Below are 25,258 nucleotides of genomic sequence, written 5' to 3'. Positions count from 1 at the left end.
TTCAATGGCCACAGTCCCGTGACCCGCATGGACAACGCGTTCCTCCCCTTCTCCCGGCCCAGCATCGGCGCCGAGGAAATCCAGGCCGTCAGCCAGGTGCTCGGCTCCGGCTGGATCACCACCGGCCCGCAGAACCAGTTGCTGGAGCAGCGCTTCGCCGACTACGTCGGCTGCAAGCACGCGGTGGCCGTGGCCTCGGCCACCGGCGCCATGCACATCGCCCTGCTCGCGCTGGGCATCGGCCCGGGCGACGAGGTGATCACCCCGTCGCAGACCTGGGTGTCCACCGCCAACATGATCTGCCTGCTGGGCGCCACGCCGGTGTTCGTCGACGTCGACCGCGACACCCTGATGACCGACGCCGCGCGCATCGAGGCGGCCATAACCCCGCGCACGAAGGCGATCATCCCGGTGCACTACGCCGGCGCCGCCTTCGACCTCGACCCGCTCTACGCGCTGGCCGAAAAACACGGCATCGCGGTGATCGAGGACGCCGCCCACGCCGCCGGCACCCGCTACCGCGGCCGCCACGTCGGTTCACGCGGCACGGCGATCTTCTCCTTCCACGCCATCAAGAACATGACCTGCGCCGAGGGCGGGATGTTCGTCAGCGACGACGAAGCCCTGGCCAACCGCGTGCGCACCCTGAAGTTCCACGGCCTGGGGGTGGACGCCTACGACCGCCTGAGCCACGGCCGCAAGCCCCAGGCGCAGGTGATCGAGCCGGGCTTCAAGTACAACCTCACCGACATCAACGCCGCCATCGCCCTGATACAGCTGGAGCGCCTGGACGCGCTCAACGCCCACCGCGCCGAACTCGCCGCGCAGTACCTGGAGCGCCTGGCGCACCTGCCGGTGCAGCCGTTGAGCGTGCCCGGCTACCCGCAGCAGCACGCCTGGCACCTGTTCATCCTGCGCATCGACGAGCAGGCCTGCGGCATGCATCGCGACGCCTTCATGCAGGCCCTGCAGCAGCGCGGCATCGGCAGCGGCATCCACTTCATCGGCACCCACCTGCACACCTGGTACCGCCAGCGCTTCCCCGGCGTCAGCCTGCCCGCCACCGAATGGAACTCGGCGCGCCTGTGTTCCATCCCGCTGTTCCCCGACATGACCGACGCCGACCTGGAGCGCGTGGTCGGGGCCTGCGAAACCCTTCTTCGGTGAACCCGTGAAACCCTATGCCATCGACTGCGTCTCCGTGGTCATCCCGGTGTACAACGAGCAGGACAGCCTGCCCGAACTGCTGCGCCGCACCGACGCCGCCTGCCACCAGCTCGGCCGCGCCTACGAAATCGTGCTGGTCGACGACGGCAGCCGCGACGGCTCCGCCGAGCTGCTCCAGGAAGCCGCCGAGGCGCCCGACAGCCACGTGCTGGCGGTCATCCTCAACCGCAACTATGGCCAGCACGCGGCGATCATGGCCGGCTTCGAGCAGTGCCGCGGCGACCTGGTGATCACCCTCGACGCCGACCTGCAGAACCCGCCGGAGGAAATCCCGCGGCTGGTCGAGCAGGCCGCCAGGGGCTACGACGTGGTCGGCACGGTGCGCGGCGACCGCCAGGACTCGGCCCTGCGCCGCTGGCCGTCGAAGCTGATCAACCTGGCCGTGCAGCGCTCCACCGGCGTGGCCATGAGCGACTACGGCTGCATGCTGCGCGCCTACCGCCGCGGCATCGTCAAGGCGATGCTGGCCTGCCGCGAGCGCAGCACCTTCATCCCCATCCTGGCCAACAGCTTCGCCCGCCACACCAGCGAGATCGTGGTCGGCCATGCCGAGCGCGAGCACGGCGAGTCGAAGTACGGCTTCCTGCGCCTGGTCAACCTGATGTTCGACCTGGTCACCTGCATGACCACCAGCCCGCTGCGCCTGCTCAGCCTGGTCGGCGCCGGCATGGCCCTGGCCGGGACGGCCTTCGGCGTCCTGCTGCTGGCGCTGCGCCTGCTGTTCGGCGCGGCCTGGGCCGGCGACGGCCTGTTCGTGCTGTTCGCCATCCTCTTCCTGTTCAGCGGCGTGCAGTTGGTCGGCATGGGCCTGCTCGGCGAGTACCTGGGCCGCATGTACAACGACGTGCGCGCCCGCCCGCGCTTCTTCATCGAGCGCGTGGCGCGCGGCGCGGCCCTGCCCACCGCCAGCACCGCGTCGATCTCCCCTACCCCTGCCGTCGAGTCCCTAGCCCAATGAGCGCCAAGACCCTCGTATTCGCCTACCACGACATCGGCTGCGCCGGCATCGAAGCCCTGCTGGCCGCCGGCTACCAGATCGACGCGGTGTTCACCCACGCCGACGACGCGCGGGAAAACCGCTTCTTCGGCTCGGTGGCGCAGCTGTGCGCGCAGCGCGGCATCCCGGTGCACGCCCCGGAGGACGTCAACCACCCGCTGTGGATCGCGCGCATCCGCGAGCTGCAGCCGCAGTTCATCTTCTCGTTCTACTACCGCCACCTGCTCGGCGAGGAACTGCTGGCCTGCGCCCGCCGCGGCGCCTTCAACCTGCACGGCTCGCTGCTGCCGCGCTACCGCGGCCGCGCCCCGGCCAACTGGGTGCTGGTCAACGGCGAAAGCGAGACCGGCGTGACCCTCCACCGCATGGTCAAGCGCCCCGACGCCGGCGCCATCATCGCCCAGCAGCGCGTGGCCATCGACGCCGAAGACACCGCCCTGAGCCTGCACGGCAAGCTGCGCGAAGCCGCCGGCGAACTGCTCGAGCGGCTGCTGCCGGCGATGCTCGAAGGCGACTTCGTCGAGCGCGAGCAGGACGAAAGCCAGGCCAGCTACTTCGGCCGCCGCACCCCCGCCGACGGCCAGCTCGACTGGCGCCGCCCGGCCGGCGCGCTGCACAACCTGGTGCGCGCGGTGACGCAGCCCTACCCCGGCGCCTTCGCCCCGGTGGGCGAGCGCAAGCTGATCGTCTGGCAGTCGAAGGTGGTGCCCGGCAACCAGGGCCGCCCGGCCGGCGCCGTGCTCAGCGTGGAGCCGCTGCGCATCGCCTGCGGCGAAGACAGCCTGGAGATAGTCGCCGGCCAGCAGGGCGACGCCGGGCTGTTCCTCGCCGGCGCGCAACTGGCCCGCGAGATGGGCCTGGTGACCGGCTCGCGACTGCACGCGGTGGGCAAGCCCCGGCGCAAGACGCGGGTGCTGATCCTCGGCGTCAACGGCTTCATCGGCAACCATCTCTCCGAGCGCCTGCTGCGCGACGGCAATTACGAGGTGTACGGCCTGGACATCGGCTCCGACGCCGTCGAACGGCTGAAGAGCAACCCGGACTTCCACTTCGTCGAGGGCGACATCAGCATCCACACCGAGTGGATCGAGTACCACATCAAGAAGTGCGACGTAGTGCTGCCGCTGGTGGCCATCGCCACCCCCATCGAATACACCCGCAACCCGCTGCGCGTGTTCGAGCTGGACTTCGAGGAAAACCTCAAGCTGGTGCGCTACTGCGTGAAGTACGGCAAGCGGGTGATCTTCCCGTCCACCTCCGAGGTGTACGGCATGTGCAGCGATGCCAGCTTCGACGAGAACAGCTCGAACCTGGTGGTGGGCCCGATCAACAAGCAGCGCTGGATCTACTCGGTGTCCAAGCAGCTGCTCGACCGGGTGATCTGGGCCTACGGCCAGAAGGGCCTGCGCTTCACCCTGTTCCGCCCGTTCAACTGGATGGGGCCGCGCCTGGACCGCCTGGACTCGGCGCGCATCGGTAGTTCGCGAGCCATCACCCAGCTGATCCTGCACCTGGTGGAAGGCACGCCGATCCGCCTGGTCGACGGCGGCGCGCAGAAGCGCTGCTTCACCGACGTGGACGACGGCATCGAGGCCCTGGCGCGCATCGTCGACAACGACGGCGGGCGCTGCGACGGGCAGATCGTCAACATCGGCAACCCGGACAACGAGGCGAGCATCCGCGAGCTGGGCGAGGAACTGCTGCGCCAGTTCGAGGCCCACCCGCTGCGCGCGCACTTCCCGCCCTTCGCCGGCTTCCGCGAGGTGGAGAGCCGCAGCTTCTACGGCGACGGCTACCAGGACGTGGCGCACCGCAAGCCGAGCATCGACAACGCCCGCCGCCTGCTGGACTGGGAGCCGAAGGTGCACATGCGCGAGACCATCGCCAAGACCCTCGACTTCTTCCTGCGCGAAGCCATCGCCGAGCAGCAGCAGGCCGGCAAGCTGAGGGTCGCCAGCTGATGCAGGCCGGGCTGCGCATCGACGTCGACACCTACCGCGGCACCCGCGACGGCGTGCCGCGGCTGCTGGAGCTGCTCGACGAGGCCGGGGTGAAGGCGACCTTCTTCTTCAGCGTCGGCCCGGACAACATGGGCCGCCACCTGTGGCGCCTGGCGCGGCCGCGCTTCCTGTGGAAGATGCTGCGCTCCAAAGCCGCCAGCCTGTATGGCTGGGACATCCTCCTGGCCGGCACCGCCTGGCCCGGCCGGCCCATCGGCCGCGACCTCGGCCCGCTGATGCGGCGCACCCTGGCCGCCGGCCACGAGGTCGGCCTACACGCCTGGGACCACCACGGCTGGCAGGCCAACGCCGGCCACTGGAGCGCCGAGCAGCTGCACCGGCAGATCGCCCTGGGCGTGGACAGCCTCAGCGACATCCTCGGCCAGCGCGTGGACTGCTCGGCGGTGGCCGGCTGGCGCGCCGACGAGCGCACCGTGCAGGCGAAAGAGGCCTTCGGCTTCCGCTACAACAGCGACTGCCGCGGCGCCTCGCCGTTCCGCCCGCGCCTGGCCGACGGCCGCCCAGGCACCCCGCAGGTGCCGGTGGACCTGCCGACCTTCGACGAGGTGGTGGGCCCGGACCTTTCCGCCGACGCCTTCAACGACTTCATCATGGCCCGCTTCCGCCCGCGGGCGCTGAACGTCTACACCGTGCACGCCGAGGTGGAAGGCATCGTCATGGCCGACGTCTTCCGCGCGCTGCTGGGCCATGCCCGCGAGGGCGGCATCCGCTTCCGCCCCCTCGGCCAGTTGCTGCCGGCCGACCCGGCGACGCTGCCGCTGGGCGAACTGCGCCGCGGCAGCCTGGCGGGCCGCGAAGGCTGGCTGGGCGTACAGCGATGAACCGGCGCTATAGCTTGCTGGCCGGGGCCGTGCTGGTCCTGTTCTTCCTCGTGCCGCTGGGCCTGCACGGCCTGTGGATACCCGACGAGACGCGCTACGCGCAGGTCGCCCAGGAAATGCTGCAGCGCGGCGACTGGGTGACGCCGCACTTCCTCGGCCTGCGCTACTTCGAGAAGCCCATCGCCGGCTACTGGCTGGTCGCCCTCGGCCAGGCGGCGTTCGGCGAGAACCTGTTCGGCGTGCGCTTCGCCTCGGTGCTGGTCAGCGCCTGCAGCACCCTGCTGGTCTGGCTGCTGGGCCGGCGGCTGTGGCCGCAGCCGGGCCGGGCGTGGATGGCCGCGCTGCTCTACGCCAGCTTCGCGTTGATCGCCGGGCAGGCCGGCTACGCCAACCTCGACCCGCAATTCACCCTGTGGGTAAACCTGAGCCTGTTCGCCCTGTGGTTCGCCTTCGAGGCCACCTCGCACCGCGCCCGCCTCGGCGCCTGGATCACGCTGGGCGCGGCCTGCGCCATGGGCTTCATGACCAAGGGCTTCCTCGCCGGCCTGCTGCCGGTGCTGGTGGCGCTGCCCTATGCGCTGTGGCGCCGGCGCCTGGGCGAACTCTTCCTGCTCGGCCCGCTGGCGGTGCTGGTGGCGCTGCTGGCCAGCCTGCCCTGGGTGCTGGCGGTGCACCTGCGCGAGCCGGACTTCTGGCATTTCTTCTTCTGGCACGAGCACATCCAGCGCTTCGCCGGCAGCGACGCCCAGCACGCGCGGCCGTTCTGGTTCTTCGTGCCGCTGCTGTTCGCCTGCGCGGCGCCCTGGACGCTGCTGGTCCCCGCCGCCTTCCAGCGCGGCTGGCAGGCGCGCCGCACGCCCCACGCGGTGTTCCTGCTGCTGTGGTTCGCCATGCCCTTCCTGTTCTTCAGCCTGGCCAGGGGCAAGCTGCCGACCTACATCATGCCCTGCTTCGCGCCCCTGGCCCTGCTGATGGCCGATGCCCTGGCCTGCGCCCTGGAGAGCGGGCGCCTGCGGACGCTGCGCCTGAACGGCGCGCTGAACCTGCTGCTGGGCCTGCTCGGCCTGGCCGCGCTGGCATTCCTGCAGGCGAAGAAGGCGCTGTACCACCAGCAACTGCCGAGCCTGCTGCTGATCGGCCTGGTCTGCGCCCTCTGGGCCCTGTGCGGCGCCTTGCAATGGCTGCGCCCGCAACAACTGTGGGCCGCCCCGGCGCTGGCCGCCTGGCTGCTGGTGGCCGCGGCGCCGGCGGCGCTGCCCGAGCGCATGATCAACAGCAAGATGCCCGACCAGTTCATCGCCCAGCACCTGGAGGAACTGGCCGGCGCCCGCACCCTGCTGAGCAACGACCTGGGCAGCGCCTCGGCGCTGGCCTGGCGCACCGGGCGCAGCGAGGTGTTCCTGCTCAACACCGAGGGCGAGCTCAAGTACGGCCTCGGCTACCCCGACGCCCAGGGCCGCTCGCTGAGCCTGGAGGGCTTCCCCGCCTGGCTCGCCGATGCGCGCCGCAAGGGGCCGGTGGGCGTGATCCTGCGCATCAACAGCCCCGGCGACGAAGCCGAGCTGGCGCTGATGCCGCGGGATGTCACCAGCTACCGGGAAAACCACCTGGTGTTCCTGCTGATCCCGCAGGCTGCGCCATGACCGCCCTGCTGCTCGCCGCCGTGTGCCTGCTCACCTGCCTCGGCCAGGTGGCCCAGAAGCTCGCCGTGGACGGCTGGGGCGAACGCGACTTGAGCCTGTTGGGCAAGCTGCTGTCGCCCTGGCTGCTGCTGGCCGTGGCCTGCCTGGGCGCCGCCCTGCTGCTCTGGCTGCTGCTGTTGCAGCGCCTGCCGGTGGGCCTGGCCTACCCGATGCTGAGCCTGAACTTCGTGCTGGTCACCCTGGCCGCGCGCCTGCTCTTCGGCGAAAGCGTCGATGCGCGCCACTGGCTGGGCATCCTGCTGATCGGCGCCGGCGTGGCGCTGCTGGGGGCGCAGGCATGAGCCGCATCACCGGTTTCGCCCTGGCCCTGGGCAGCGTGGCCCTGGTCAGTAGCGCCCAGCTGGGGATGCGCTGGGCCATGGTGCGCCTGCCCGAGCCGGCGCACTGGCTGCAAGCGCTGAGCACCTATCACCTGCCGCTGCTGGGCGTGCTCGCCGCCGCCGTGCTGGCCTACGCGCTGTCGCTGCTGTGCTGGCTGGGCGCCCTGCGCCAGCTGCCGCTGGGCCGCGCCTATTCGCTGCTGAGCATCAGCTACGCCCTGGTCTACCTGGGCGCCGCCGCGCTGCCCGGCTTCGGCGAACCGCTCAGCGCCCGCGGAGCCCTCGGCGTGGCCCTGGTGATCGCCGGCGTGCTGACCATCAACGCGCCGCGCGGCAAAAGAACCGTAACGAAGCACCGGCATGCTGGATCCAGCCAGGGCGGCAGCACGGCGGTGCGCTCGAATCACCCGTAACCACCAGGGACACAACCATGAAAATCAGCGTATTCGGGATCGGCTACGTCGGCCTGGTGCAGGCCGCGGTCATGGCCGAAGTGGGCCACGACGTGGTCTGCATGGACATCGACCAGGCCAAGGTCGCCAAGCTGCAGCGCGGCCAGGTGAGCATCTACGAGCCGGGCCTGGCCGAGCTGGTGAAGGAGAACCTGGAGGCCGGCCGACTGCGCTTCACCAGCGAGGTGGAAGTCGCCGCGGCCCACGGCCTGGTGCAGTTCATCGCCGTGGGCACGCCGCCGCTCGCCGACGGCTCGGCCGACCTCGGCGCGGTGTTCGCGGTGGCCGAGGGCATCGCCCTGCACCGCAAGGCGCCGGTGGTGATCGTCGAGAAATCCACGGTGCCGGTGGGCACCGGCGACCTGGTCAAGGCGCACATCCACAAGGTGCTGAGCCAGCATGGCCGCAGCCTGGACTTCGATATCGTGTCCAACCCGGAATTCCTCAAGGAAGGCTCGGCCCTGGCCGACTGCCGCCGCCCCGACCGCATCGTCATCGGCTGCGAGCGGCCCGAGGTGCTGGACGTGATGCGCGAGATCTACGAGCCGTTCAACCGCAACCACGACCGCATCCTGTGCATGAACCTGCGCAGCGCGGAGCTGACCAAGTACGCCGCCAACTGCATGCTCGCCACCAAGATCAGCTTCATCAACCAGATCGCCGAGCTGGCCGAGCACCTGGGCGCCGACATCGAGGCGGTGCGCCAGGGCATGGGCGCCGACCCGCGCATCGGCTACCACTTCATCTACCCCGGCTGCGGCTACGGCGGCTCCTGCTTCCCCAAGGACGTCCAGGCCCTGATCCACAGCGCGGACGACGCCAGTTGCTCCAGCGACCTGCTGCGCGCGGTGGAGGCCATCAACCAGCGCCAGAAGCACAAGCTGTTCGAGCGCATCGCCGCCTACTTCGGCGGCAACCTCAAGGGCCGCACCTTCGCCCTCTGGGGCCTGTCGTTCAAGCCCAACACCGACGACATGCGCGACGCCCCCAGCCGCGCCCTGATGGAGGCGCTGTGGGCGGCCGGGGCCAAGGTCCGCGCCTTCGACCCCGAAGCCATGCCCGAGGCCCAGCGCCTGTATGGCCATGACGAACGCCTGACGCTGATGGGCACCCCCGAGGCAGCGCTGGGCGGCGCCGATGCCCTGGTGATCTGCACCGAGTGGCAGCAGTTCAAGGCCCCGGACTTCGAGCTGCTGGCCAGCCGCCTGAAGGCGCCGGTGATCTTCGATGGGCGCAACCTCTACGATCCGGAGCGGATGGCGCGCTATGGCTTCGAATACTTCGCCATGGGCCGGGGGGATTCGCACCGGCTGCCGGTGCCGGCGCAGGAGCAGCCGTTGCGGCGGAGTGCCTGAGGGGCGAGCGAGCTTGCTCGCGAACCGTGTTTCCCGGCGGCGCTGGTGCGTTGGATTGACTCCGCTCCCTCTCCCCAGCCCTCGGCTGCGCGCCCCGCCCTGAAGGGAGAGGGGGCTTGTCCGTGCCGAGAGAAGGCCTGGCGTCAGTCGGAAACTTCGTGCTAGCCGGCTGACTCCAGAACATCCAAGCACTCCGAACGGTCCCCTCTCCCTTCAGGGAGAGGGTTAGGGAGAGGGCGCTCTTGGAACTGGCACCGGTGCATTGCCCAACGGAATCACTCAGCAGCCCGCACAGGCACCCCCACCATCCCCTGCACCTCATCCCGCTTGAGCAGCGCATAAATCACCCCCGTCACCACACTCCCCACGACGATCGCCAGCAGATACGCCAGCGCATGATTCATCGCATTGGGAATCAGCAGCACGAACAACCCGCCATGGGGCGCCAGCAGCTTGCAGCCGAAGTACATCGACAGCGCCCCGGTCAGCGCGCCGCCCACCACGCTGGCCGGCAGCACCCGCAGCGGGTCCTTGGCGGCGAAGGGGATGGCGCCCTCGGAGATGAAGCACAGGCCCAGCACCAGCGCCGCCTTGCCCGCCTCGCGCTCGCTCTGGGCGAACTTGCGCCGGGCCAGCAGGGTGGCGAGGCCCATGCCGATCGGCGGCACCATGCCGGCGGCCATGGTCGCCGCCATGGGTGCGTAGCTCTGCGAGGCCAGCAGGCCCACGGAGAAGGCGTAGGCGGCCTTGTTGATCGGCCCGCCGAGGTCGACGCACATCATGCCGCCGAGCAGCAGGCCGAGGAGGATGGCGTTGGCCGTGCCCATGCCGGCCAGGAAGTCGGTGAGCGCGCTCATCAGCCCGGCCACCGGCTGGCCCACCACGTAGATCATCACCAGCCCGGTGAACAGGCTGCACAGCAGCGGGATCAGCAGGATCGGCTTGAGCGCCTCCAGGCTCTGCGGCAGCTTCAGCCACTGGCTCACCGCGCGCGCCGAGTAGCCGGCCAGCAGGCCCGCCACTATGCCGCCGAGGAAGCCGGCGCCCAGGCTGCTGGCCAGCAGGCCGCCGATCATCCCCGGCGCCAGGCCCGGGCGGTCGGCGATGGACCAGGCGATGTAGCCGGCGAGCATCGGCACCATCAGCTTGAAGGCGCTTTCGCCGCCGATCTGCATCAGCGCCGCGGCCAGGGTGCCCGGCTCCTTGAAGGCCTGGATGCCGAACACGAAGGACAGCGCGATCAGCAAGCCGCCGGCCACCACCATCGGCAGCATGAACGACACGCCGGTCAACAGGTGCTTGTACAGCCCGCGCGCCTCGCCCTTGCCCGGCTTCTGCGCAGCGGCGGCGACGGCGCTTTCCGTGGCGCCTTCCTCCAGGGCCTTGCGCAAGGTCGCCTCGGGCTGCTTCAGCGCCACGCCGGTACCGCATCGGAAGATGCGCTTGCCGGCGAAGCGCTCGGCGTTCACCTCGATGTCGGCGGCCAGCAGCACCACGTCGGCGGCGGCTATGTCCTCGGCCGACAGCGGGTTGCGCGCGCCCACCGAGCCCTGGGTTTCCACCCGCAGCTGCCAGCCCAGGCGCTCGGCGGCCTGCTGCAGCGCTTCGGCGGCCATGAAGGTGTGCGCCACGCCTGTGGGGCAGGCGGTCACCGCCACTACCCGCACCGCCTTGGCCTCGGCCTGCGTGCCTTGCCAGGGCTGCGCCTCGGCGGCGGCGCGTTGCAGAAAGGCCGCGGGCTCGGCCAGGGCCTCGGCCGGGCGCGCCTGGAACAGCGGCTTACCGGCGAAGCGGGACAAGTCCAGCGGCTGGCTGCTGACCACCAGCACCAGGTCGGCCGAGCCGATCTGTTCGGCGCTCAGGCGCTGCTCGGGGCGCTGCGGCTCGTTGCTCTCGACGCACACCGACCAGCCCAGGCGTTCGGCGGCGGCGCGCAGCAGGCGCGCGCTGAGCAGGCTGGTGACCTGGCCGTTGGGGCAGGCGGTGATCAGGGCAAGGTTCATCGTCGTACCTCTTGTCATGGCTCCGCCCGGCGCTGCGGGCGGGCGGATCGATCCAGCGTGCGCACCGCCACCTGCTCCTGCAGGCGGGCCAGGCGCTCGCGGTCGGCGATGCCGAAGTCGAACTGGGTCACGGCCAGGGCGGCCAGTGCGGTGGCCTGGCGCAGCACCTGCGCGGCGGGCCGGCCGGCGAGCAGGCCGTCGACCATGGCCGCCAGCAGCGAGTCGCCGGCGCCCACGGTGCTGGCCACCTCGACCTTCGGCGGCGTCGCCTGCCACAGCCCGTCCGGGCCGTACCAGCGCACGCCCTCGGCGCCCTCGGAGAGCACCAGGTGCTCGATGCCGCCGGCGCGCAGGGCGCGGGCCTGGGCATCGACGCCACCCTCGCCCGCCGGGCCGCAAGCCTCGGCCAGTTCCTCGGCGTTCGGCTTGACCAGCCAGGGCTTGGCCGCCAGCCCCTGGCGCAGGGCCTCGCCGCTGCTGTCCAGGGCCACGCGCAGGCCCAGGCGCTTCAGGCGCAGCAGCAGCTCATACAGCCACTGCGGCTGCACGCCGCGCGGCAGGCTGCCGGCCACCACCACCAGATCCTGATCGGCGGCCAGTTCGTCCAGGCCGTCCAGCAGGCGCCGCTGGGCCTCGGCACCCACTTCCAGGCCGGGGCCGTTGAGGTCGGTGATGCGCCCGCTGCGCTCGGCCAGCTTGATGTTGCTGCGCGTCTCGCCCGGCACCCGGACGAAGGCGTCGCGGAAGCCGCGGCGGCGGAACAGCGCGTCGAAGGCCTCGGCGTTGTCGGCGCCGAGGAAGCCGCCCACGCTCAGCTCATGGCCGAGGTCGGCGAGCACCTGGGCGACGTTCAGGCCCTTGCCGGCGGCCTGGGCCAGCACCGCCTCGCTGCGGTTCACCGCGCCCAGTTCCAGGCTCGGCAGGCGCACGGTGAGGTCCAGCGCCGGGTTCAGGGTGAGGGTGAGGATGCGGGCCATCAGCGCGCCTCCCCCAGGGCCCGCGCCACCAGGGCGCGGACCTCCGCCGCCGAGGCCAGGCCGAGGGCGGCGCCGGCCAGTTCGCGGGCCTGGCTCAGGTCCAGTTCGCGCACGCCCTGCTTCACCAGCGGGATGCTGCGCGCGGACACGCTGAGTTCGTCCACCGCCAGCCCCAGCAGGACCGGCAGCGCCTGGGCGTCGGCGGCCAGCTCGCCGCACACGCCCACCCACTTGCCGTGGGCATGGGCGGCGCGCACGGTCATGTCGATCAGTTGCAACACCGCCGGGTGCAGGCCGTCGGCCTGGGCGGACAGCGTCGGGTGGCCGCGGTCGATGGCCAGGGCGTACTGCGTCAGGTCGTTGGTGCCGACGCTGAAGAAGTCCACCTCGCGCGCCAGCACCGGCGCCAGCAGCGCCGCCGAGGGCACCTCGACCATGATGCCCAGCTGCAGGTCGGCGCAGTCGTATTCCTCGCGCAGGGCCAGCGCCAGGTCGCGCGCCCGGCGCCATTCCTCGACCTGGCCGACCATCGGGAACATGATCCGCAGCGCCCGCCCGGCGGCCGCCTGCAGCAGGGCGCGCAGCTGCGTCTCGAAGATCTGCGGGCGCTGCAGCGTCAGGCGGATGCCGCGCACGCCCAGGTAGGGGTTGGCCTCGGCGGGGATCGGCCAGTACGGCAGCGGCTTGTCGCCGCCCACGTCCAGGGTGCGCACCACCAGCGGGCGACCGTCGAGGGCGTCGAGCACGCGGCGGTACTCGGCTTCCTGGGCCGCCAGGTCCGGCGCGCGCGGGCTGTCGAGGAAGACGAACTCGCTGCGCAGCAGGCCCACGCCTTCGGCGCCCAGTTCCACGGCCTGGGCGGCGCCGGCGCTGTCGCCGAGGTTGGCGCAGACTTCCACCGCATGGCCGTCGCGGGTGCGCGCCGGTTCATGCCGGCGCGCCTCGGCCAGGGCCTGGCGGCGCTGGTGTTCCTCACGCTGGCGCAGGGCCTGTTCCAGCACCTCGTCCGCAGGCGCCACCACGAAACGGCCACGCTCGCCGTCGAGCAGCAGCGGCGTGCCCGGCGGCAGCGCCAGCAGGCCTTCGCCGGCGCCGACCAGGGCGGGAATGCCCAGGGCGCGGGCGATGATGGCGCTGTGCGAGGTGGCGCCGCCGCGCACGGTGAGGATGCCGGCCACGCGCTCGGGGTCCAGGCGCGCCACGTCGGAAGGCCCGACCTCGTCCATCACCAGGATGTACGGCTGCGCCGGCGCGGTGGCCAGGCTCACCCCGCACAGGCGCGCCAGCACCCGGCGGCCGAGGTCGCGCAGGTCCGCCGCGCGCTCGGCGAGTAGGGCATCGCCCAGGGCCTCCTGCTGGCTGGCGGCCCGTTCGATCACCGCGTGCCAGGCTGCTTCGGCGCTGGCGCCGTCGGCCAATTGCACGGCCACTTCGGCGCCCAGTTCGGGATCGTCGAGCAGGGCCTGGTGGGTGACGAAGATGTCGCGCACCGCCTTGCTTCGGCTGTGCTCCACCAGGGCCTCGATCTCCGTGGCGATGGCGGCCTTGGCCTCGGCCAGGCGCTGCGCCTCGATCTCGGGGGATTCGCCGCGGGCCGGGAATTGGAATTTCGGCTCCACTTGCAGATGCGCCGGGCCGCTGGCGATGCCCGGGGCCGCAGCGATGGCGCCCAGCCACTCGCCCCGGACCAGTTCGGGCAAGGGCGCTTCCGGCTCGGCCGGCGCCTCGGGTTCCACAGGTGCGTCCGCCAGCGGCAGGACTTCCTCGCCCAGGCCCTGCTCCACTGCCTCGCGCAGGGCCGGCAGCGCCGCCTCGGCGATCGCCGGCTCAGCGAAGAACTCCAGCACCTGGCCACGCCGGGCGCCCAGGCTGAGCAGCTTGCTCAGGCTGCGGATGGACACCGGCGCAGCCTCGCTGTCGGCGACACGCACGCGGATTTCGCCGTCGAAGTCGCGGGCCATCTGCATCAGCACCTGCGACGGCCGCGCATGCAGGCCATGGGGGTTGGCCAGGGGCACGCGCAGGCTCGGCCAGTCCACCGGCAGCTCGCCGCCCAGGGCCTCCAGCACGGCGCGCACCGAAGTCGCACGGGCCAGTTCGGCGCCACGGCCGTCCACCAGCAGGTCGCACAGGCGTTCCAGCACAACGCGCGCCGCATCGCCGCGCTCGGCCAGGCAGAACAGCCCGCGCAGGGGCTGGCCGGCGTGCTGTAGTTCGCGCTGCGGGGTGACGAAGGCCAGGCCGGGCCGGCTGACCTTCTCGCCGCCGCCCAACCACCACAGCCCCTCGCCCAGCGGCAGCGCCTCGCCCTGCTGCAGCGCGGCGAGGAAGCCGCTCTCCACGCAGCCGGAGGCCTTGAGCCGGCGCGCGGCGAGCAGCAGCAGTTCGTCGAAGTCTTCGGCGCCCTGCCCCAACGCCACCAGTTGCGCGTCCAGGGCCAGGGCTTGCGGGGCGCCGCTCAGGGCCTTCAGCAGTTGCTCGGCATCCTGCGCCTCGCGCAGCACCGCGCCGGTGTCGCCCTCGCCCAGGGCGCGGGTCAGCAGTTGCAGCAGGTTCAGGTGCTCGTCCGAACGCGCGGCGATGCCGATGGCCAGGTAGACGATCTGCCCGTCGCCCCAGTCCACGCCTTCGGGGAAATGCAGCAGGCGCACGCCGGTGCGGAGCACGAGGTCGCGGGTCTGCGGAGTGCCGTGGGGGATGGCGATGCCCTGGCCGAGGTAGGTGGAGCCCTGGGCCTCGCGGGCCTTGAGCCCGGCGAGGTAGCCCGGCTCGACCAGGCCGTCGGCCTCCAGGGCCTGGCAGAGCAGTTCGAGGGCGGCCGGCTTGTCCGCGGCCCGCTGTTGCATGCGGACCTGCTGCGCGGTCAGTTCGAGCACATCGTTCTCCTCAGCGGCTGGCCCGGGAGGAAGGCCGGGCTGCCGAAACGGGGCGGTTATCCGCTTGTTGGGGTGAACAGCGAGGCTGTCCCTGGTGACCAGCATAGTGGCCGCAGGCAGGGGGACAGCTTCTGCTGAATCGTTTCACCTATTGAGACTGGCACGTTACCCGATAATGCGTGATCCTTGGAAGCCTCCAGTTGTCAGTCAGCAGTGCCGGGGTATGTGTTGAAACTCAGTGATATCGCCCGTCTGGCCGGGGTCTCGGTGACCACGGCCAGCTACGTCATCAACGGCAAGGCCGTGCAGCGGCGCATCAGCGCGGCCACCGTGGAGCGCGTGCGCGCGGTGATCGAGGCCCACGGCTACCACCCCGACCAGCAGGCCGCCAGCCTGCGCCGCGGGCAGACGCGCACCCTCGGCTTCATCCTCCCGGACCTGGAGAACCCCAGCTACGCGCGCATCGCCAAGCTGCTGGAACAGGGCGCCCGCGCCCGCGGCTACCAGTTGCTGATCGCCTGCTCCGACGACGAACCGGAAAGCGAGCGCCAGGCCCTGAACCTGTTCCGCGCGCGGCGCTGCGACGCCCTGGTGGTGGCCAGTTGCCTGCCGGCCGACGACGACAGCCACCAGCTATTGCTGGACAAGGGCGTGCCGGTGATCGCCATCGACCGCCAGCTGGACCCTCGGCGCTTCTGCTCGGTGGTCAGCGACGACCGCGACGCCGCCCAGCGCCTCACCGCCACCCTGCTGCAACCCGCGCCGCGGCACATCGCCCTGCTCGGCGCGCGCCCGGAGCTGATCATCAGCCAGGAACGCAGCGCCGGTTTCGAACAGGCCCTGCAGGGCTTTGGCGGCGAGCGCTTCATCGAGCAGGGCGCCAGCTTCAGCCGCGAGTGCGGCCGCCAGTTGATGGAAGGCCTGCTGCAGCGCCTGGGCTACCTGCCGGACGCGCTGATCACCACGTCCTACGTGCTGCTCGAAGGCGTGTTCGACGTGTTCCAGGCGCTGCCCGGCGGCTGGCCGCGCGACCTGCGCCTGGGCACCTTCGGCGACACCCAGTTGCTCGACTTCGTGCCGCTGAAGGTCAACGCCATTTCCCAGCAGCACGCGCTGATCGCCGCCCGCGCGCTGGACCTGGCCCTGGAGGCCGTGGAACACGAGCACTACCAACCCGGTGTGCACCCCATCCCGCGCACCCTCAAGCTGCGCGCCGGGTGACCGCCATGCGCCTGGTCGACACCCACAACCACATCGACTTCCCGGACTTCGACGCCGATCGCGCCGCCCTGCTGCAACGCTGCGCCCGGCTGGGCGTGGAGCGCCAGGTGCTGCTGGGGGTGTTCCGCGAGAACTGGGAGCGGGTGCTGCGACTGGCCGAGCAGAACGACGCGCTCTACGCCGCCCTGGGCCTGCACCCGATCTACCTGGCGCAGCACCGCCCCGAACACCTGCGCGACCTGCGCGAGCACCTGCAACGCCTGGCCGGCCACCCGAAGCTGTGCGCGGTGGGCGAGATCGGCCTGGACTACTACCTCGAGGACCTGGACCGGGAGGCACAGCAGGCGCTGTTCGAGGAACAGCTGCGCATCGCCATCGACTGCGAACTGCCGGTGCTGCTCCACGTGCGCCGCGCCCACGCCGCGATGATCGCCACCCTCAAGCGCTTCCGCCCGCCGCGCCGCGGCATCGTCCACGCCTTCGCCGGCAGCCGCGAGGAAGCCCGCGAATACATCAAGCTGGGCTTCCGCCTGGGCCTGGGCGGCGCGCCCACCTGGCCACAAGCCAACCGCCTGCGCAAGACGGTGGCGGAACTGCCGCTGGAGTCGATAGTGCTGGAGACCGACGCCCCGGACATGGCCCCGGCGATGTTCCCCGGCCAGCGCAACAGCCCGGAGCACCTGCCGGCGATCTGCAAGGCGCTGGCGGAGCTGCGGGGGGTGAGTGCGGAGGAGTTGGCGGAGGTTAGTACGCGGAATGCGAGGGAGGTTTTCGGCTGGACGTAGGGCGTACAACCGTTCGCGGTTGTACGCCGTTACGCCGAGGCCCTAGCCAACGCCCAGGTCAACCTCGGAGCCGCCGGGAATCAAGGCCAAACGGCGGATAACGCCGTAGGCGTTATGCGCCCTACGCCAGGCCCACCCATAGCGTAGGGCGCATAACCGTTCGCGGTTATCCGCCGATACACCGGGGCCACAGCCAACGCCAAGGTCAACCCCGGAGCCGCCGGGGGCGAGGCCAAACGGCGTATAACGCGGAGCGTTATACGCCCTACGCTCCCGGCGACAGCCTTTCACCGACAACCCGGCACCCGCGAGACGGGGAAGCATCCTTGCGCTCGCGCGGGTGCCGGGCTGCTGGTGAACCCCCTTAGACCCTGAAGGCGCCGATCAGCCGCTTCAGCTCCACCACCTGCTCGGACAGCTCGCGGCTGGCGCGCTCGGTCTCGTTGGCGCCCAGGGCGGTGCGCTCGCCGGCCTGGTTGATCTGCACGATGTTCTGGTCGATGTCGTGGGCCACCGTGGTCTGCTGCTCGGCGGCGGCAGCGATCTGCTGGTTCTGGTCGACGATCATGCCCACCGCGCCGAGGATGTTGTCCAGCGCCTGCTGCACCTGCGCCGACTGGCTGACGGTGCCATCGGCGGTCTGGTGGCTGCTGCCCATGGCCTTCACCGCGGCGCCCACGCCACTCTGCAGGCGCGAGATCATCTGCTCGATCTCCTCGGTGGACTGCTGGGTGCGCTTGGCCAGGGTGCGCACCTCGTCGGCCACCACCGCGAAGCCCCTGCCCTGCTCGCCGGCCCGGGCCGCCTCGATGGCGGCGTTGAGCGCCAGCAGGTTGGTCTGCTCGGCGATGCCCTTGATCACGTCCAGCACGCGGCTGATGGAGGCGCTGTCGGCGGCCAACTGGTTGATCACTTCCACCGACTGGTCGATCTCCGCGGCCAGGCGCTGGATGCTGCCCACCTGGGATTCCACCAGGTCGCGGCCGCTGACCGTCTCCTGATTCACGCTCTGCGCGCTGCCCACCGCGGCGGCGGCGCTGCGCGCCACTTCCTGGGCCGTGGCGGCCATCTGGTTCATCGCCGTGGCCACCTGCTCGATCTGGTCGCGCTGGCCGGCCACCGCCTGGTTGCTCTGCGCCGATACCACTTCCACGCGGCCGGTCTGCCGCTCCACCTCGGCCACGGTGCGGCCCACCTGCTCGATCAGGTCGTGCACGCGGCGCACCGTCTCGTTGAAGGCCTGGCCCAGCTCGCCCAGTTCGTCGCGGCTCTGCGCCTGGTAGTTGACCGTCATGTCGCCGGCGGCGACGCGCTCCATCATCGCGCCCAGGCTCTTGAGCGTGGAGCGGGTGGAGACGTAGAAACCGCCGTAGAGGTAGACGATGGCGAGGAACACCACCAGCAGCGCCACCACCAGCAGGACCATCTGCGCCTGCTTGCCGGTCAGGCGTTGCTCCAGCTGGCCGCCGAGGTAGCCGAGCACCTTGTCGTTGAGCTGGTAGGTCTTGTCCATGCCCTGGCTGACCTGGTCGTAGAACTGCGCCCAGGGCAGGTCGAGGGAGTCGGCCATCACCACCTTGTCCTCGATCAGCTTGCCCAGGCTCTTGAGCGTCTCGCGGCTGGCCTCGGCCTCGCCGGCCAGCGCCTGCTGCGCCGCGCTGCTGGCGCCCAGCGCCTCCTGCAGCTTCAGGGCGTATTCGGCGTGGAGCTTCTCCAGGTCCTGCAGCAGGTCGTCGAGCTTGCCGCTGGTGGAGGAATTGAGGAACCCCTGGCCCAGCGCCGCGGTGCCCAGCACGCGGCCGCGGCTGATGGTCTCGGTGACCGCTGGGGTGACGCTGCTGATCAGGTCGGCCATCTGCCGCACTTCGGCGCTGTCGTCCTGGCTCAGCCCGGACTGCGTGGCCAGCAGCTTGTTGAAGATCTGCACGTTGCTCAGCAGGCGCATGGCCATGCCGGCCTTGCTCTGCATCGAGCCTTCGGTCTCCACGGCCTTGAGGGCGGCGAGCAGCTCGTCGCGCTTGGCGGTGAAGGCGGCCACCTGCTCGCTGTCCCGCGCCACCGGCTGCAGCGCCGAAAGCGCCGTGTGCAGGCGCTGCTGCAGCTGGCCGATGCGGCTGTCCAGGTCGCCGGTGGTGCGCGTCTGGCCGATGCCGATGTTGATCTGCAGGAGATCGTTGTAGGCCTCGACGTCGCGGCGGATCTGCATGCCCGAGGCGATCAGCTGCAGGCTCTGCAGCTCGGCGCGGGTGCTGACGAACTGGCGGTAGGAGTCGCGCACCAGATAGAAGTTGGTCACCAGCATCGGCAGGAAGAAAAGCACGCTGATGAGGCTGAACTTCATGCCGAAACTCAGGCGGTTCATCAGTGCGATAGCTGGATAGAGCACGGTCTTCACGTAAGACGTCTCCTGTTCCCGTTGTTGTTCTTGTGTGGGATGGCCGAGGCGGGCTATGAGCCCGCGCTTGGCGCAGGCTCCTGTGTACCCGATATCGGCGGGACGTTCTGTAACTTAAGGTTAAAACGCCATCAGTGGCGACGTGCGGTACTCAGAGGAAAATCGCGCACAGGGCAAAGGCCGCGTACCAGAGCACCGCCGTGCGCACCAGCAGCTGCCAGAGCGCATCCAGGCTGGCCACCCCGGCCGGGCCGGGAGTGGCGTCGCACAGGTCCTCGCCGACGCAGGCGGCCTGGGCCAGCAGGCGCGCCGCCGGGTAGTCCCAGGCCAGCAGGTGGTGCAGCAGCACCCGGGCCACGGCGACGAAGTTGCCGACGAAGGCAAAGCTCAGCGCCAGGGCCCGCGCCGGCAGCCAGTCGAAGGCGTGGCGCAGCAGCGCGGCCCGCTCGCCCAGGCCCGAGCCCCGGCCCAGGTGCACCTCGGTCAGCGACAGCAGGCGATAGGCCAGGGCCGCCGCCGGGCCCAGCAGGGCGTACCAGAAGATCACCGCGAAGAAGCCCTGGAAGGCCTGCCACACCAGCATGCCCTGGACCTGGGCGAACAGCTCGGCATCGGAATCGGCCTGCACGCCCAGGTCGCGCTCGGCGACGTGGTAGGCGCCCTGCAGGTCCTCGCGGCGCCAGGCGTCGCGGAACGGCCCCATGGCCTGGTGCACGTCGCCGCGGCCCAGGCTCCAGATCAGCACCAGCAGGTGCACCGGCAGCGCCAGCAGGCCGTAGGCCAGCGGTTGCAGCAAGGTCAGGACCAACGCCAGCACCAGCAAGGGCCCGAGCAGGGCCACCAGCAGCGCCAGCCAGGGCCGCGCCGCCACGCCCGGCAGCCCCTGCACCAGGCCCAGCCAGGCGAGCCAGGCGCCATCCCTCTGCAGGCGCGCGCGCCAGCCGGAGAATTTCTCTACCAGCAGGGCCAGCAGCAGTACCAGGAAACTCATGTCGACTCCTTGCAGAGGGCGGCGAGGAAACGCTGCCAGTCGAAAGCCGGGCCGGGGTCGGTCTTGCGCCCCGGGGCGATGTCGCTGTGGCCCTGGATGCGCCCAGGGGTGATGGCCGGGTAGGCCCGCAGCAGCTGCCGGCCCAGCTCCGCCAGGGCGGCATATTGCGCATCGCTGTAGGGCTCATCGTCAGTGCCTTCCAGCTCGATGCCGATGGAGAAGTCGTTGCAGTTCTCCCGGCCGTCGAAGCGCGACACGCCGGCATGCCAGGCGCGGTCGTTGCAGGAGACGAACTGGAACACGCTGCCATCGCGCTCGATGAGGAAGTGCGCGGACACCGTCATCTGCGCGATGTCGGCGAAATAGGGGTGCTCGTCGGCATCCAGGCGGTTCTGGAAGAAGCACTGCACCTTGCCGGTCCCGAACTGCCCCGGCGGCAGGCTGATGTTGTGGATCACCAACAGGGAGACCACCTCCCCCTCCGGGCGGGCATTGAAATTGGGCGAAGGACAGTGGCTGACGCCCTGGCACCAGCCGCTGCGGGGATCGAACTGCATAGGGGCTCCTTGATTGGGCCCACTCTAAAGCAGCTTGCGGCGGAAGAGAACGGCCGCTGCGGTGCGGGAGCGACAGTCTTGCCGCGCTCTTCGTAGGATGGGTTGACTTGCGAAACCCATGCGGTCGTGGTGATGGGTATCGCTTCGCTCAACGCCATCCTACGAGGGTGCTGCTGGGCTCCATCCGCTAGCTTGCTTGCGAATGGCGTTTCCCGGGGGCGCTGGTGCGTTGGGTTGACTCCGCTCCCTCACCCCAGCCCTCTCCCAGAGGGAGAGGGGGCTTGTCCGTGCCGAGAGAAGGCCTGGTCTCAGCCGGTAGTCACCGTGCTAGCCGGCTGACTCAGGAACACCAGCGTCTGCCGTACAGTCCCCTCTCCCTCCGGGAGAGGGTTAGGGTGAGGGAGCGGAGCTCGGCCGTGCTCCGGAGCGTCGTCGAAGTCCATCACCCTCACCCCAGCCCTCTCCCAGGGGGAGAGGGGGCTTGTCCGTGCCGAGAGAAGGCCTGGCCTCAGCCGGTAACCGCCGTGCCAGCCGGCTGACTCAGGAACACCAGCGTCTGCCGAACGGTCCCCTCTCCCAGAGGGAGAGGGGGCTTGTCCGTGCCGAGAGAAGGCCTGGCCTCAGCCGGTAGCCGCCGTGCCAGCCGGCTGACTCAGGAACACCAGCGTCTGCCGAACGGTCCCCTCTCCCTCCGGGAGAGGGTTAGGGTGAGGGGGCCGCAGGCCTGCTCGCTCGATCCCAAGTCGTAGGGCGTACAACCGTTCGCGGTTATACGCCGCAGCCCGGCATCCCCTGTAGGAGCGGGCCCTGCCCGCGATTCGCGCGCAAGGCGCGCTCCTACATATTTCCAGGGAAGCCGACTCAGCCGTTCTTCAACCGCCGCAGGTTGCCGATCACCGACTCCAACGCCCGGTCGAACAGCAGCGCGTCATCCAGCAGCCGCACGGCGTTGCGGCGGAATTCCACGGCCAGGCCCATGCGGGTCTTTTCCAGCACCTTCATGCCGGTGCGGTTGACGAAGATATAGCGGCCGGTCGGCTTGATCACCGCGGCCAGCTTGCAACGCAGCTTGTGCTCGGAATCCTCGAGGATTTCCACCCAACTGCCGACGCGCAACTCGTCAACCTTGCGCAGCGACTCGTCGTCGTCCGCCAGCAGTTCTTCCGGCTCAGGCGCGCGCTCCTCGCCGGGCGTCGCCAGGACGATTTCCTCCACCACGGCGACCATCTCCGGCTGGCCGCTGGTCTGGGCCGCAGGCGTCTCGACAGCGTCGTCGAGCAGCGGAATGCCATCGAGCAGGTCGTCGTCGGCCGCCGCTTCCTGCGCCTGCTTGAAGCGCTGGAAGGCCTGCACGTGCAGGCTCTCCAGGCGGCTGAAGAACTCGCCGGTGGAGAACGGATCGAAGGCCGCGCTGGTCAGGCCCTCGCGTAGCGACTTGAGCAGTTGCGGCACCATTTCCAGCAGGCGCGTGCGGGACTCCGGGTCTTCGTGGGGCTCGACGCTCCAGATCAGGTCGTCCATGGTCGCCACGGCGTCGCGCCAGGGTTGCGAATCGCTGCCGTGCTTCAGGCAGGTCAGCAGCAGCACCTTGCTCCAGGCCTCGCGCAGCAGGCGCACCACCACTTCGGGCAGGGTGCGACCAAACAGCCGCTGGTTGAGCACCTGCGCCACCTCGCGCCGGGCCGCGTCGGCGCGGGCTCGACCTTCCTCGGCGTCGCGGGTGCGTTGTTCGAGCAGTTCGCTGCGGCGACGCTCGTCGCCGGTGAAGGCGATGAAATCTTCCAGCAGCACGCCGAAGATCGCCGTGTCGTCGACGAAGTCGTTCAGCAGGCGCATCACCACCTGCTCGATCTTCTGGTACAGGCTGTCGCGCTGCAGGTCAGTCTGCTCCGCCCAGCCGAGCGCCGCCGAGGCGATCTCGTTGAGCAGGCGCCGGGCGGGGTGGTTGCCGCGGCTGAAGAAGGTCTTGTCCAGCACCGCGACCTTGAGCATGGGGATCTGCATGCGGCCGATCAGGGCCTTGAGCGAATCCGGCAGGTTGCGGTCGTCGAGGATGAACTCGAAGAGCATGGACACCAGGTTGATCACGTCCTCGTCGACCTGCCCCACCACCCGCGAGCGCCCGCTCTTGTGGCTGACGCGGGTGAGCAGGTGGTCCAGGTGGTGGCGCACGTCCACCTCGTCCATGCCCTGGGCCGGCAGGTGGTCCTGCAGGTGCGAGAGCAGGCGCATCAGGTCGTTGCTGGAAATCGGCACCGCGTCGGCGGGCACCTGGCGGCGCGCGGCCAGGCTGCCGCGGACCTGGGACATCAGCTCCTGCAGCGCGCCGAAGGCTTCCTGGCTCTCGGCATCCAGGTAGGCGCCGGAAGCGGCGGCCTGGGCGGCGGCACCGGCGTAGCCGGCGCTGGCCGGGGCCTCGGCGGCAGGACGCGGCGGGCGGCGCACGGGGGCGGACTTCAGCTCCGGCAGCACGCCATGGGCGACGAGAATCTCGTTGGCCTCGGCATACAGTTGCTCGAGCTCGGCAAGCACGTACTTCTCGAACAGTTTGAGGACGATCAGCTTGACCTTGATCTCCACGCCCAGGCCCTGGCAGGCCTCGAGAAAGGCCTCGCACAGCGGGCGCGGGCCGAGCGGGTTGGTCTTGTCCTCGACCTTGTTGCTGACCAGGGTGTTCAGGCGCGTGGTCAGGTGGCCCAGGGCCAGGCCGTCGCGGCTGAGCACCTTGCCGACCATGGCATCCATCGCCACGGTCTCTTCCAGTTCGTCGTTCTGCACCAGCGACAGGTTGTCGAAGGAGACGGCGTCCAGCTGCGGCGCCTTGCCGATCTGGTACTGGTTGAGGTTGGCGAAGCCCTCGAAGAACTTCTGCACGAAGCCGCGCTCGATGCCCTTGCGCTTCAGGCGCAGGTCGCGCATGGCCTCGAAGAAGGCGCTCTGCTCGGCGTTGCTGGTGGCGCGGTCGGCCATCTCGAAGAGGGTGTCGTCGGCATTGTCGAACAACACCTGCAGCGCCTGGCGCAGCTGCACCGAAGCCTTGTCGCGGACGTTGACCAGCGCCGCGGGCAAACGCCCGGGGATAGCAGTCGGCGACTGGCCCTGGGCCGCCTTGTTCAGCGGCACTACGTTCGCGTCGTTCTGCATCGCTAGTCTCCTGCCGCCGGGCCTACCAAAGGCCCGATGACACCAATCGGGTAAGCGTCGTTCGGAATGTCAATCGTCTGACGCCAAAATAAGAATATTCTTAGTCATTATAGAGAAGCGCCTATGACAACCAAGACCCTTAGAAGGCATTCTTGATGAAATTCACACAAGAACAGCCACCGTTCGTCCGACTCCCGACCGCCCACCGCGGATGCACACGGCGGCCGCCGCGCCCCGTATAATCCCGCCACCGCGAATCAGGAGTCCGCCATGCCGAACCTCACCCTTGCCGACCTTTCCGGGGAAATCCAGGCCAACGTCCGCGCCGCCCTGGCCGAAGACATCGGCAGCGGCGACATCACCGCGCAACTGATCCCCGCCGAGCGCGAGGCCCAGGCCCGCGTCATCACCCGCGAAGACGCCACCGTCGCCGGCAGCGCCTGGGTCGACGAGGTATTCCGGCAGATCGACCCGCGCGTGCAGGTGCAATGGCAGGTGCGCGACGGCGAGCGAGTCAGCGCCGACCAGACGCTGTTCAGCCTGCAGGGCCCGGCCCGCGCGCTGCTCAGCGGCGAGCGCAGCGCGCTGAACTTCCTCCAGCTGCTGTCCGGCACCGCCACCCGCGCGCGCCACTACGCCGACCTGGTGGAAGGCACCGGCGTCAAGCTGCTGGACACTCGCAAGACCCTGCCCGGCCTGCGCCTGGCGCAGAAGTACGCGATCACCTGCGGCGGCTGCCACAACCACCGCATCGGCCTGTACGACGCCTTCCTGATCAAGGAAAACCACATCGCCGCCTGCGGCGGCATCGCCCAGGCCATCGCCGAGGCCCGGCGCATTGCCCCCGGCAAGCCGGTGGAAATCGAGGTGGAAGACCTGGACGAACTGAACCAGGCCCTGGCCGCCAGCGCCGACATCATCATGCTCGACGAACTGAGCCTGGAAGACATGCGCACCGCCGTGCGGGTGACCGCCGGCCGCGCCAAGCTGGAAGCCTCCGGCGGGATCGACGAAAGCACCCTGCGCGGCATCGCCGAAACCGGCGTGGACTACATCTCCATCGGCACCCTGACCAAGGACGTCAAGGCGCTGGACCTGTCGATGCGGTTGAGTCTGTAACGGCGCGGCGGGTCAGATCAGATCCACCAGAAGGGAATGGCGTGGGTGGGGCAGCGTAGGATCTCATCCGCGAATCGCGCCGATATTCCCGGTCATCGCGGACAAGATCCTACGGGGGAGGAATACCGTGCTTCCCGGCTATCTGTAGGAGCGGGCCCTGCCCGCGATTCGCGCGCAGGGCGCGCTCCTACAAGGGAATGGTGCGGGTGGGGCGGCGTCGGCGACCCAGGACTTTGCCTTTCCAGCAGGTTCCGTATACGTTACATAACACATGACTTGTCACGTATTCAGAAC

18 protein-coding genes are annotated in these 25,258 nt (G+C 70.1%); 11 read left to right on the top strand and 7 right to left on the bottom strand.

The window, feature by feature from the left end; genetic code table 11:
- Window positions 1-27 precede the first annotated feature (27 nt).
- Genes arnB through FG99_RS21605 form a run of 8 tightly spaced genes read left to right on the top strand, consistent with a single transcriptional unit; the run spans window position 28 to window position 8,896 of the window.
- Window positions 28-1,167, top strand: a complete 1,140-nt coding sequence (gene arnB, locus FG99_RS21640; protein ID WP_043272306.1) for a UDP-4-amino-4-deoxy-L-arabinose aminotransferase — start codon at window positions 28-30, stop codon at window positions 1,165-1,167.
- A gap of 4 nt (window positions 1,168-1,171) precedes the next feature.
- Window positions 1,172-2,185, top strand: a complete 1,014-nt coding sequence (arnC, locus tag FG99_RS21635) for an undecaprenyl-phosphate 4-deoxy-4-formamido-L-arabinose transferase (RefSeq protein ID WP_043272305.1) — start codon at window positions 1,172-1,174, stop codon at window positions 2,183-2,185.
- Window positions 2,182-4,185, top strand: a complete 2,004-nt coding sequence (arnA, locus tag FG99_RS21630; protein WP_043272304.1) for a bifunctional UDP-4-amino-4-deoxy-L-arabinose formyltransferase/UDP-glucuronic acid oxidase ArnA — start codon at window positions 2,182-2,184, stop codon at window positions 4,183-4,185. Before arnC ends, arnA begins: the two co-directional genes overlap by 4 nt.
- Window positions 4,182-5,066, top strand: coding sequence for a 4-deoxy-4-formamido-L-arabinose-phosphoundecaprenol deformylase (gene arnD, locus FG99_RS21625; RefSeq protein ID WP_167543660.1), 885 nt, complete (start codon window positions 4,182-4,184; stop codon window positions 5,064-5,066). The genes arnA and arnD overlap by 4 nt, the downstream gene beginning before the upstream one ends.
- Window positions 5,063-6,709, top strand: a complete 1,647-nt coding sequence (gene arnT / locus FG99_RS21620; RefSeq protein WP_043272302.1) for a lipid IV(A) 4-amino-4-deoxy-L-arabinosyltransferase — start codon at window positions 5,063-5,065, stop codon at window positions 6,707-6,709. The genes arnD and arnT overlap by 4 nt, the downstream gene beginning before the upstream one ends.
- Window positions 6,706-7,050: a 4-amino-4-deoxy-L-arabinose-phosphoundecaprenol flippase subunit ArnE gene (arnE, locus tag FG99_RS21615; protein ID WP_043272301.1), complete on the top strand. Its 345-nt coding sequence runs from the start codon at window positions 6,706-6,708 to the stop codon at window positions 7,048-7,050. The genes arnT and arnE overlap by 4 nt, the downstream gene beginning before the upstream one ends.
- Entirely contained in the window at window positions 7,047-7,502 is a 456-nt protein-coding gene (arnF, locus tag FG99_RS21610; protein WP_043272300.1) for a 4-amino-4-deoxy-L-arabinose-phosphoundecaprenol flippase subunit ArnF, read from the top strand. The genes arnE and arnF overlap by 4 nt, the downstream gene beginning before the upstream one ends.
- A 17-nt stretch (window positions 7,503-7,519) precedes the next feature.
- Window positions 7,520-8,896 carry a UDP-glucose dehydrogenase family protein gene (locus FG99_RS21605; RefSeq protein WP_043272299.1) on the top strand — a complete coding sequence of 459 codons (1,377 nt, stop codon included), beginning with the start codon at window positions 7,520-7,522 and terminating at the stop codon, window positions 8,894-8,896.
- 275 nt (window positions 8,897-9,171) lie between these two features.
- On the opposite strand, the gene FG99_RS21600 is transcribed toward FG99_RS21605, so the two are convergent.
- The 3 genes from FG99_RS21600 to ptsP are packed head-to-tail and all read right to left on the bottom strand — an operon-like array spanning window position 9,172 to window position 14,752.
- Window positions 9,172-10,899, bottom strand: a complete 1,728-nt coding sequence (locus tag FG99_RS21600; RefSeq protein WP_043272298.1) for a PTS fructose-like transporter subunit IIB — start codon at window positions 10,897-10,899, stop codon at window positions 9,172-9,174.
- A 14-nt stretch (window positions 10,900-10,913) separates the two neighbouring features.
- Window positions 10,914-11,876: a 1-phosphofructokinase gene (pfkB, locus tag FG99_RS21595; RefSeq protein ID WP_051879115.1), complete on the bottom strand. Its 963-nt coding sequence runs from the start codon at window positions 11,874-11,876 to the stop codon at window positions 10,914-10,916.
- The gene (ptsP, locus tag FG99_RS21590) at window positions 11,876-14,752 is read right to left on the bottom strand and encodes a phosphoenolpyruvate--protein phosphotransferase (RefSeq protein ID WP_043272297.1); all 2,877 of its coding nucleotides are present in this window, start codon (window positions 14,750-14,752) and stop codon (window positions 11,876-11,878) included. The genes pfkB and ptsP overlap by 1 nt, the downstream gene beginning before the upstream one ends.
- Window positions 14,753-14,980: 228 nt before the next feature.
- Here ptsP and cra point away from each other — a divergent pair, with 228 nt between their 5' ends.
- Window positions 14,981-15,973: a catabolite repressor/activator gene (gene cra / locus FG99_RS21585; protein WP_043272548.1), complete on the top strand. Its 993-nt coding sequence runs from the start codon at window positions 14,981-14,983 to the stop codon at window positions 15,971-15,973.
- A 5-nt stretch (window positions 15,974-15,978) separates the two neighbouring features.
- Window positions 15,979-16,758, top strand: a complete 780-nt coding sequence (locus tag FG99_RS21580; RefSeq protein ID WP_043272547.1) for a TatD family hydrolase — start codon at window positions 15,979-15,981, stop codon at window positions 16,756-16,758.
- Between the two features lie 364 nt (window positions 16,759-17,122).
- Here the strand turns inward: FG99_RS21580 and FG99_RS33335 are convergent, their stop codons facing one another.
- The 4 genes from FG99_RS33335 to FG99_RS21560 all read right to left on the bottom strand — a co-directional run bounded on the left by FG99_RS33335 (window position 17,123) and on the right by FG99_RS21560 (window position 23,845).
- Window positions 17,123-17,827: a methyl-accepting chemotaxis protein gene (locus FG99_RS33335; protein ID WP_370311529.1), complete on the bottom strand. Its 705-nt coding sequence runs from the start codon at window positions 17,825-17,827 to the stop codon at window positions 17,123-17,125.
- 1,477 nt (window positions 17,828-19,304) lie between these two features.
- Window positions 19,305-20,144: a regulatory signaling modulator protein AmpE gene (gene ampE, locus FG99_RS21570; protein ID WP_009617658.1), complete on the bottom strand. Its 840-nt coding sequence runs from the start codon at window positions 20,142-20,144 to the stop codon at window positions 19,305-19,307.
- Entirely contained in the window at window positions 20,141-20,701 is a 561-nt protein-coding gene (gene ampD / locus FG99_RS21565; RefSeq protein ID WP_043272295.1) for a 1,6-anhydro-N-acetylmuramyl-L-alanine amidase AmpD, read from the bottom strand. The genes ampE and ampD overlap by 4 nt, the downstream gene beginning before the upstream one ends.
- Before the next feature lie 861 nt (window positions 20,702-21,562).
- Complete coding sequence (locus FG99_RS21560; protein WP_043272294.1) at window positions 21,563-23,845, bottom strand: DUF1631 domain-containing protein; 2,283 nt, start codon at window positions 23,843-23,845, stop codon at window positions 21,563-21,565.
- Between the two features lie 270 nt (window positions 23,846-24,115).
- Here FG99_RS21560 and nadC point away from each other — a divergent pair, with 270 nt between their 5' ends.
- Window positions 24,116-24,964, top strand: coding sequence for a carboxylating nicotinate-nucleotide diphosphorylase (gene nadC, locus FG99_RS21555; RefSeq protein ID WP_043272293.1), 849 nt, complete (start codon window positions 24,116-24,118; stop codon window positions 24,962-24,964).
- The last annotated feature ends 294 nt before the right edge of the window (window positions 24,965-25,258 follow it).

The sequence above is a fragment of the Pseudomonas sp. AAC genome, assembly GCF_000725445.1.
Taxonomy (GTDB): Bacteria; Pseudomonadota; Gammaproteobacteria; order Pseudomonadales; family Pseudomonadaceae; genus Pseudomonas; species Pseudomonas citronellolis.
The sequence above is the reverse complement of the archived record's forward strand: the minus strand, read 5'-3'. Positions and strand labels throughout refer to the sequence as shown.

Coding starts and splice junctions, on each gene's coding strand:
- arnB (WP_043272306.1), top strand. CDS start 28: ATGGACAACGCGTTCCTCCCCTTCTCCCGGCCCAGCATCGGCGCCGAG.
- arnA (WP_043272304.1), top strand. CDS start 2,182: ATGAGCGCCAAGACCCTCGTATTCGCCTACCACGACATCGGCTGCGCC.
- arnT (WP_043272302.1), top strand. CDS start 5,063: ATGAACCGGCGCTATAGCTTGCTGGCCGGGGCCGTGCTGGTCCTGTTC.
- arnE (WP_043272301.1), top strand. CDS start 6,706: ATGACCGCCCTGCTGCTCGCCGCCGTGTGCCTGCTCACCTGCCTCGGC.
- arnF (WP_043272300.1), top strand. CDS start 7,047: ATGAGCCGCATCACCGGTTTCGCCCTGGCCCTGGGCAGCGTGGCCCTG.
- FG99_RS21605 (WP_043272299.1), top strand. CDS start 7,520: ATGAAAATCAGCGTATTCGGGATCGGCTACGTCGGCCTGGTGCAGGCC.
- FG99_RS21600 (WP_043272298.1), bottom strand. CDS start 10,899: ATGAACCTTGCCCTGATCACCGCCTGCCCCAACGGCCAGGTCACCAGC.
- pfkB (WP_051879115.1), bottom strand. CDS start 11,876: ATGGCCCGCATCCTCACCCTCACCCTGAACCCGGCGCTGGACCTCACC.
- FG99_RS21580 (WP_043272547.1), top strand. CDS start 15,979: ATGCGCCTGGTCGACACCCACAACCACATCGACTTCCCGGACTTCGAC.
- FG99_RS33335 (WP_370311529.1), bottom strand. CDS start 17,827: ATGGCCGCCACGGCCCAGGAAGTGGCGCGCAGCGCCGCCGCCGCGGTG.
- ampE (WP_009617658.1), bottom strand. CDS start 20,144: ATGAGTTTCCTGGTACTGCTGCTGGCCCTGCTGGTAGAGAAATTCTCC.
- ampD (WP_043272295.1), bottom strand. CDS start 20,701: ATGCAGTTCGATCCCCGCAGCGGCTGGTGCCAGGGCGTCAGCCACTGT.
- FG99_RS21560 (WP_043272294.1), bottom strand. CDS start 23,845: ATGCAGAACGACGCGAACGTAGTGCCGCTGAACAAGGCGGCCCAGGGC.
- nadC (WP_043272293.1), top strand. CDS start 24,116: ATGCCGAACCTCACCCTTGCCGACCTTTCCGGGGAAATCCAGGCCAAC.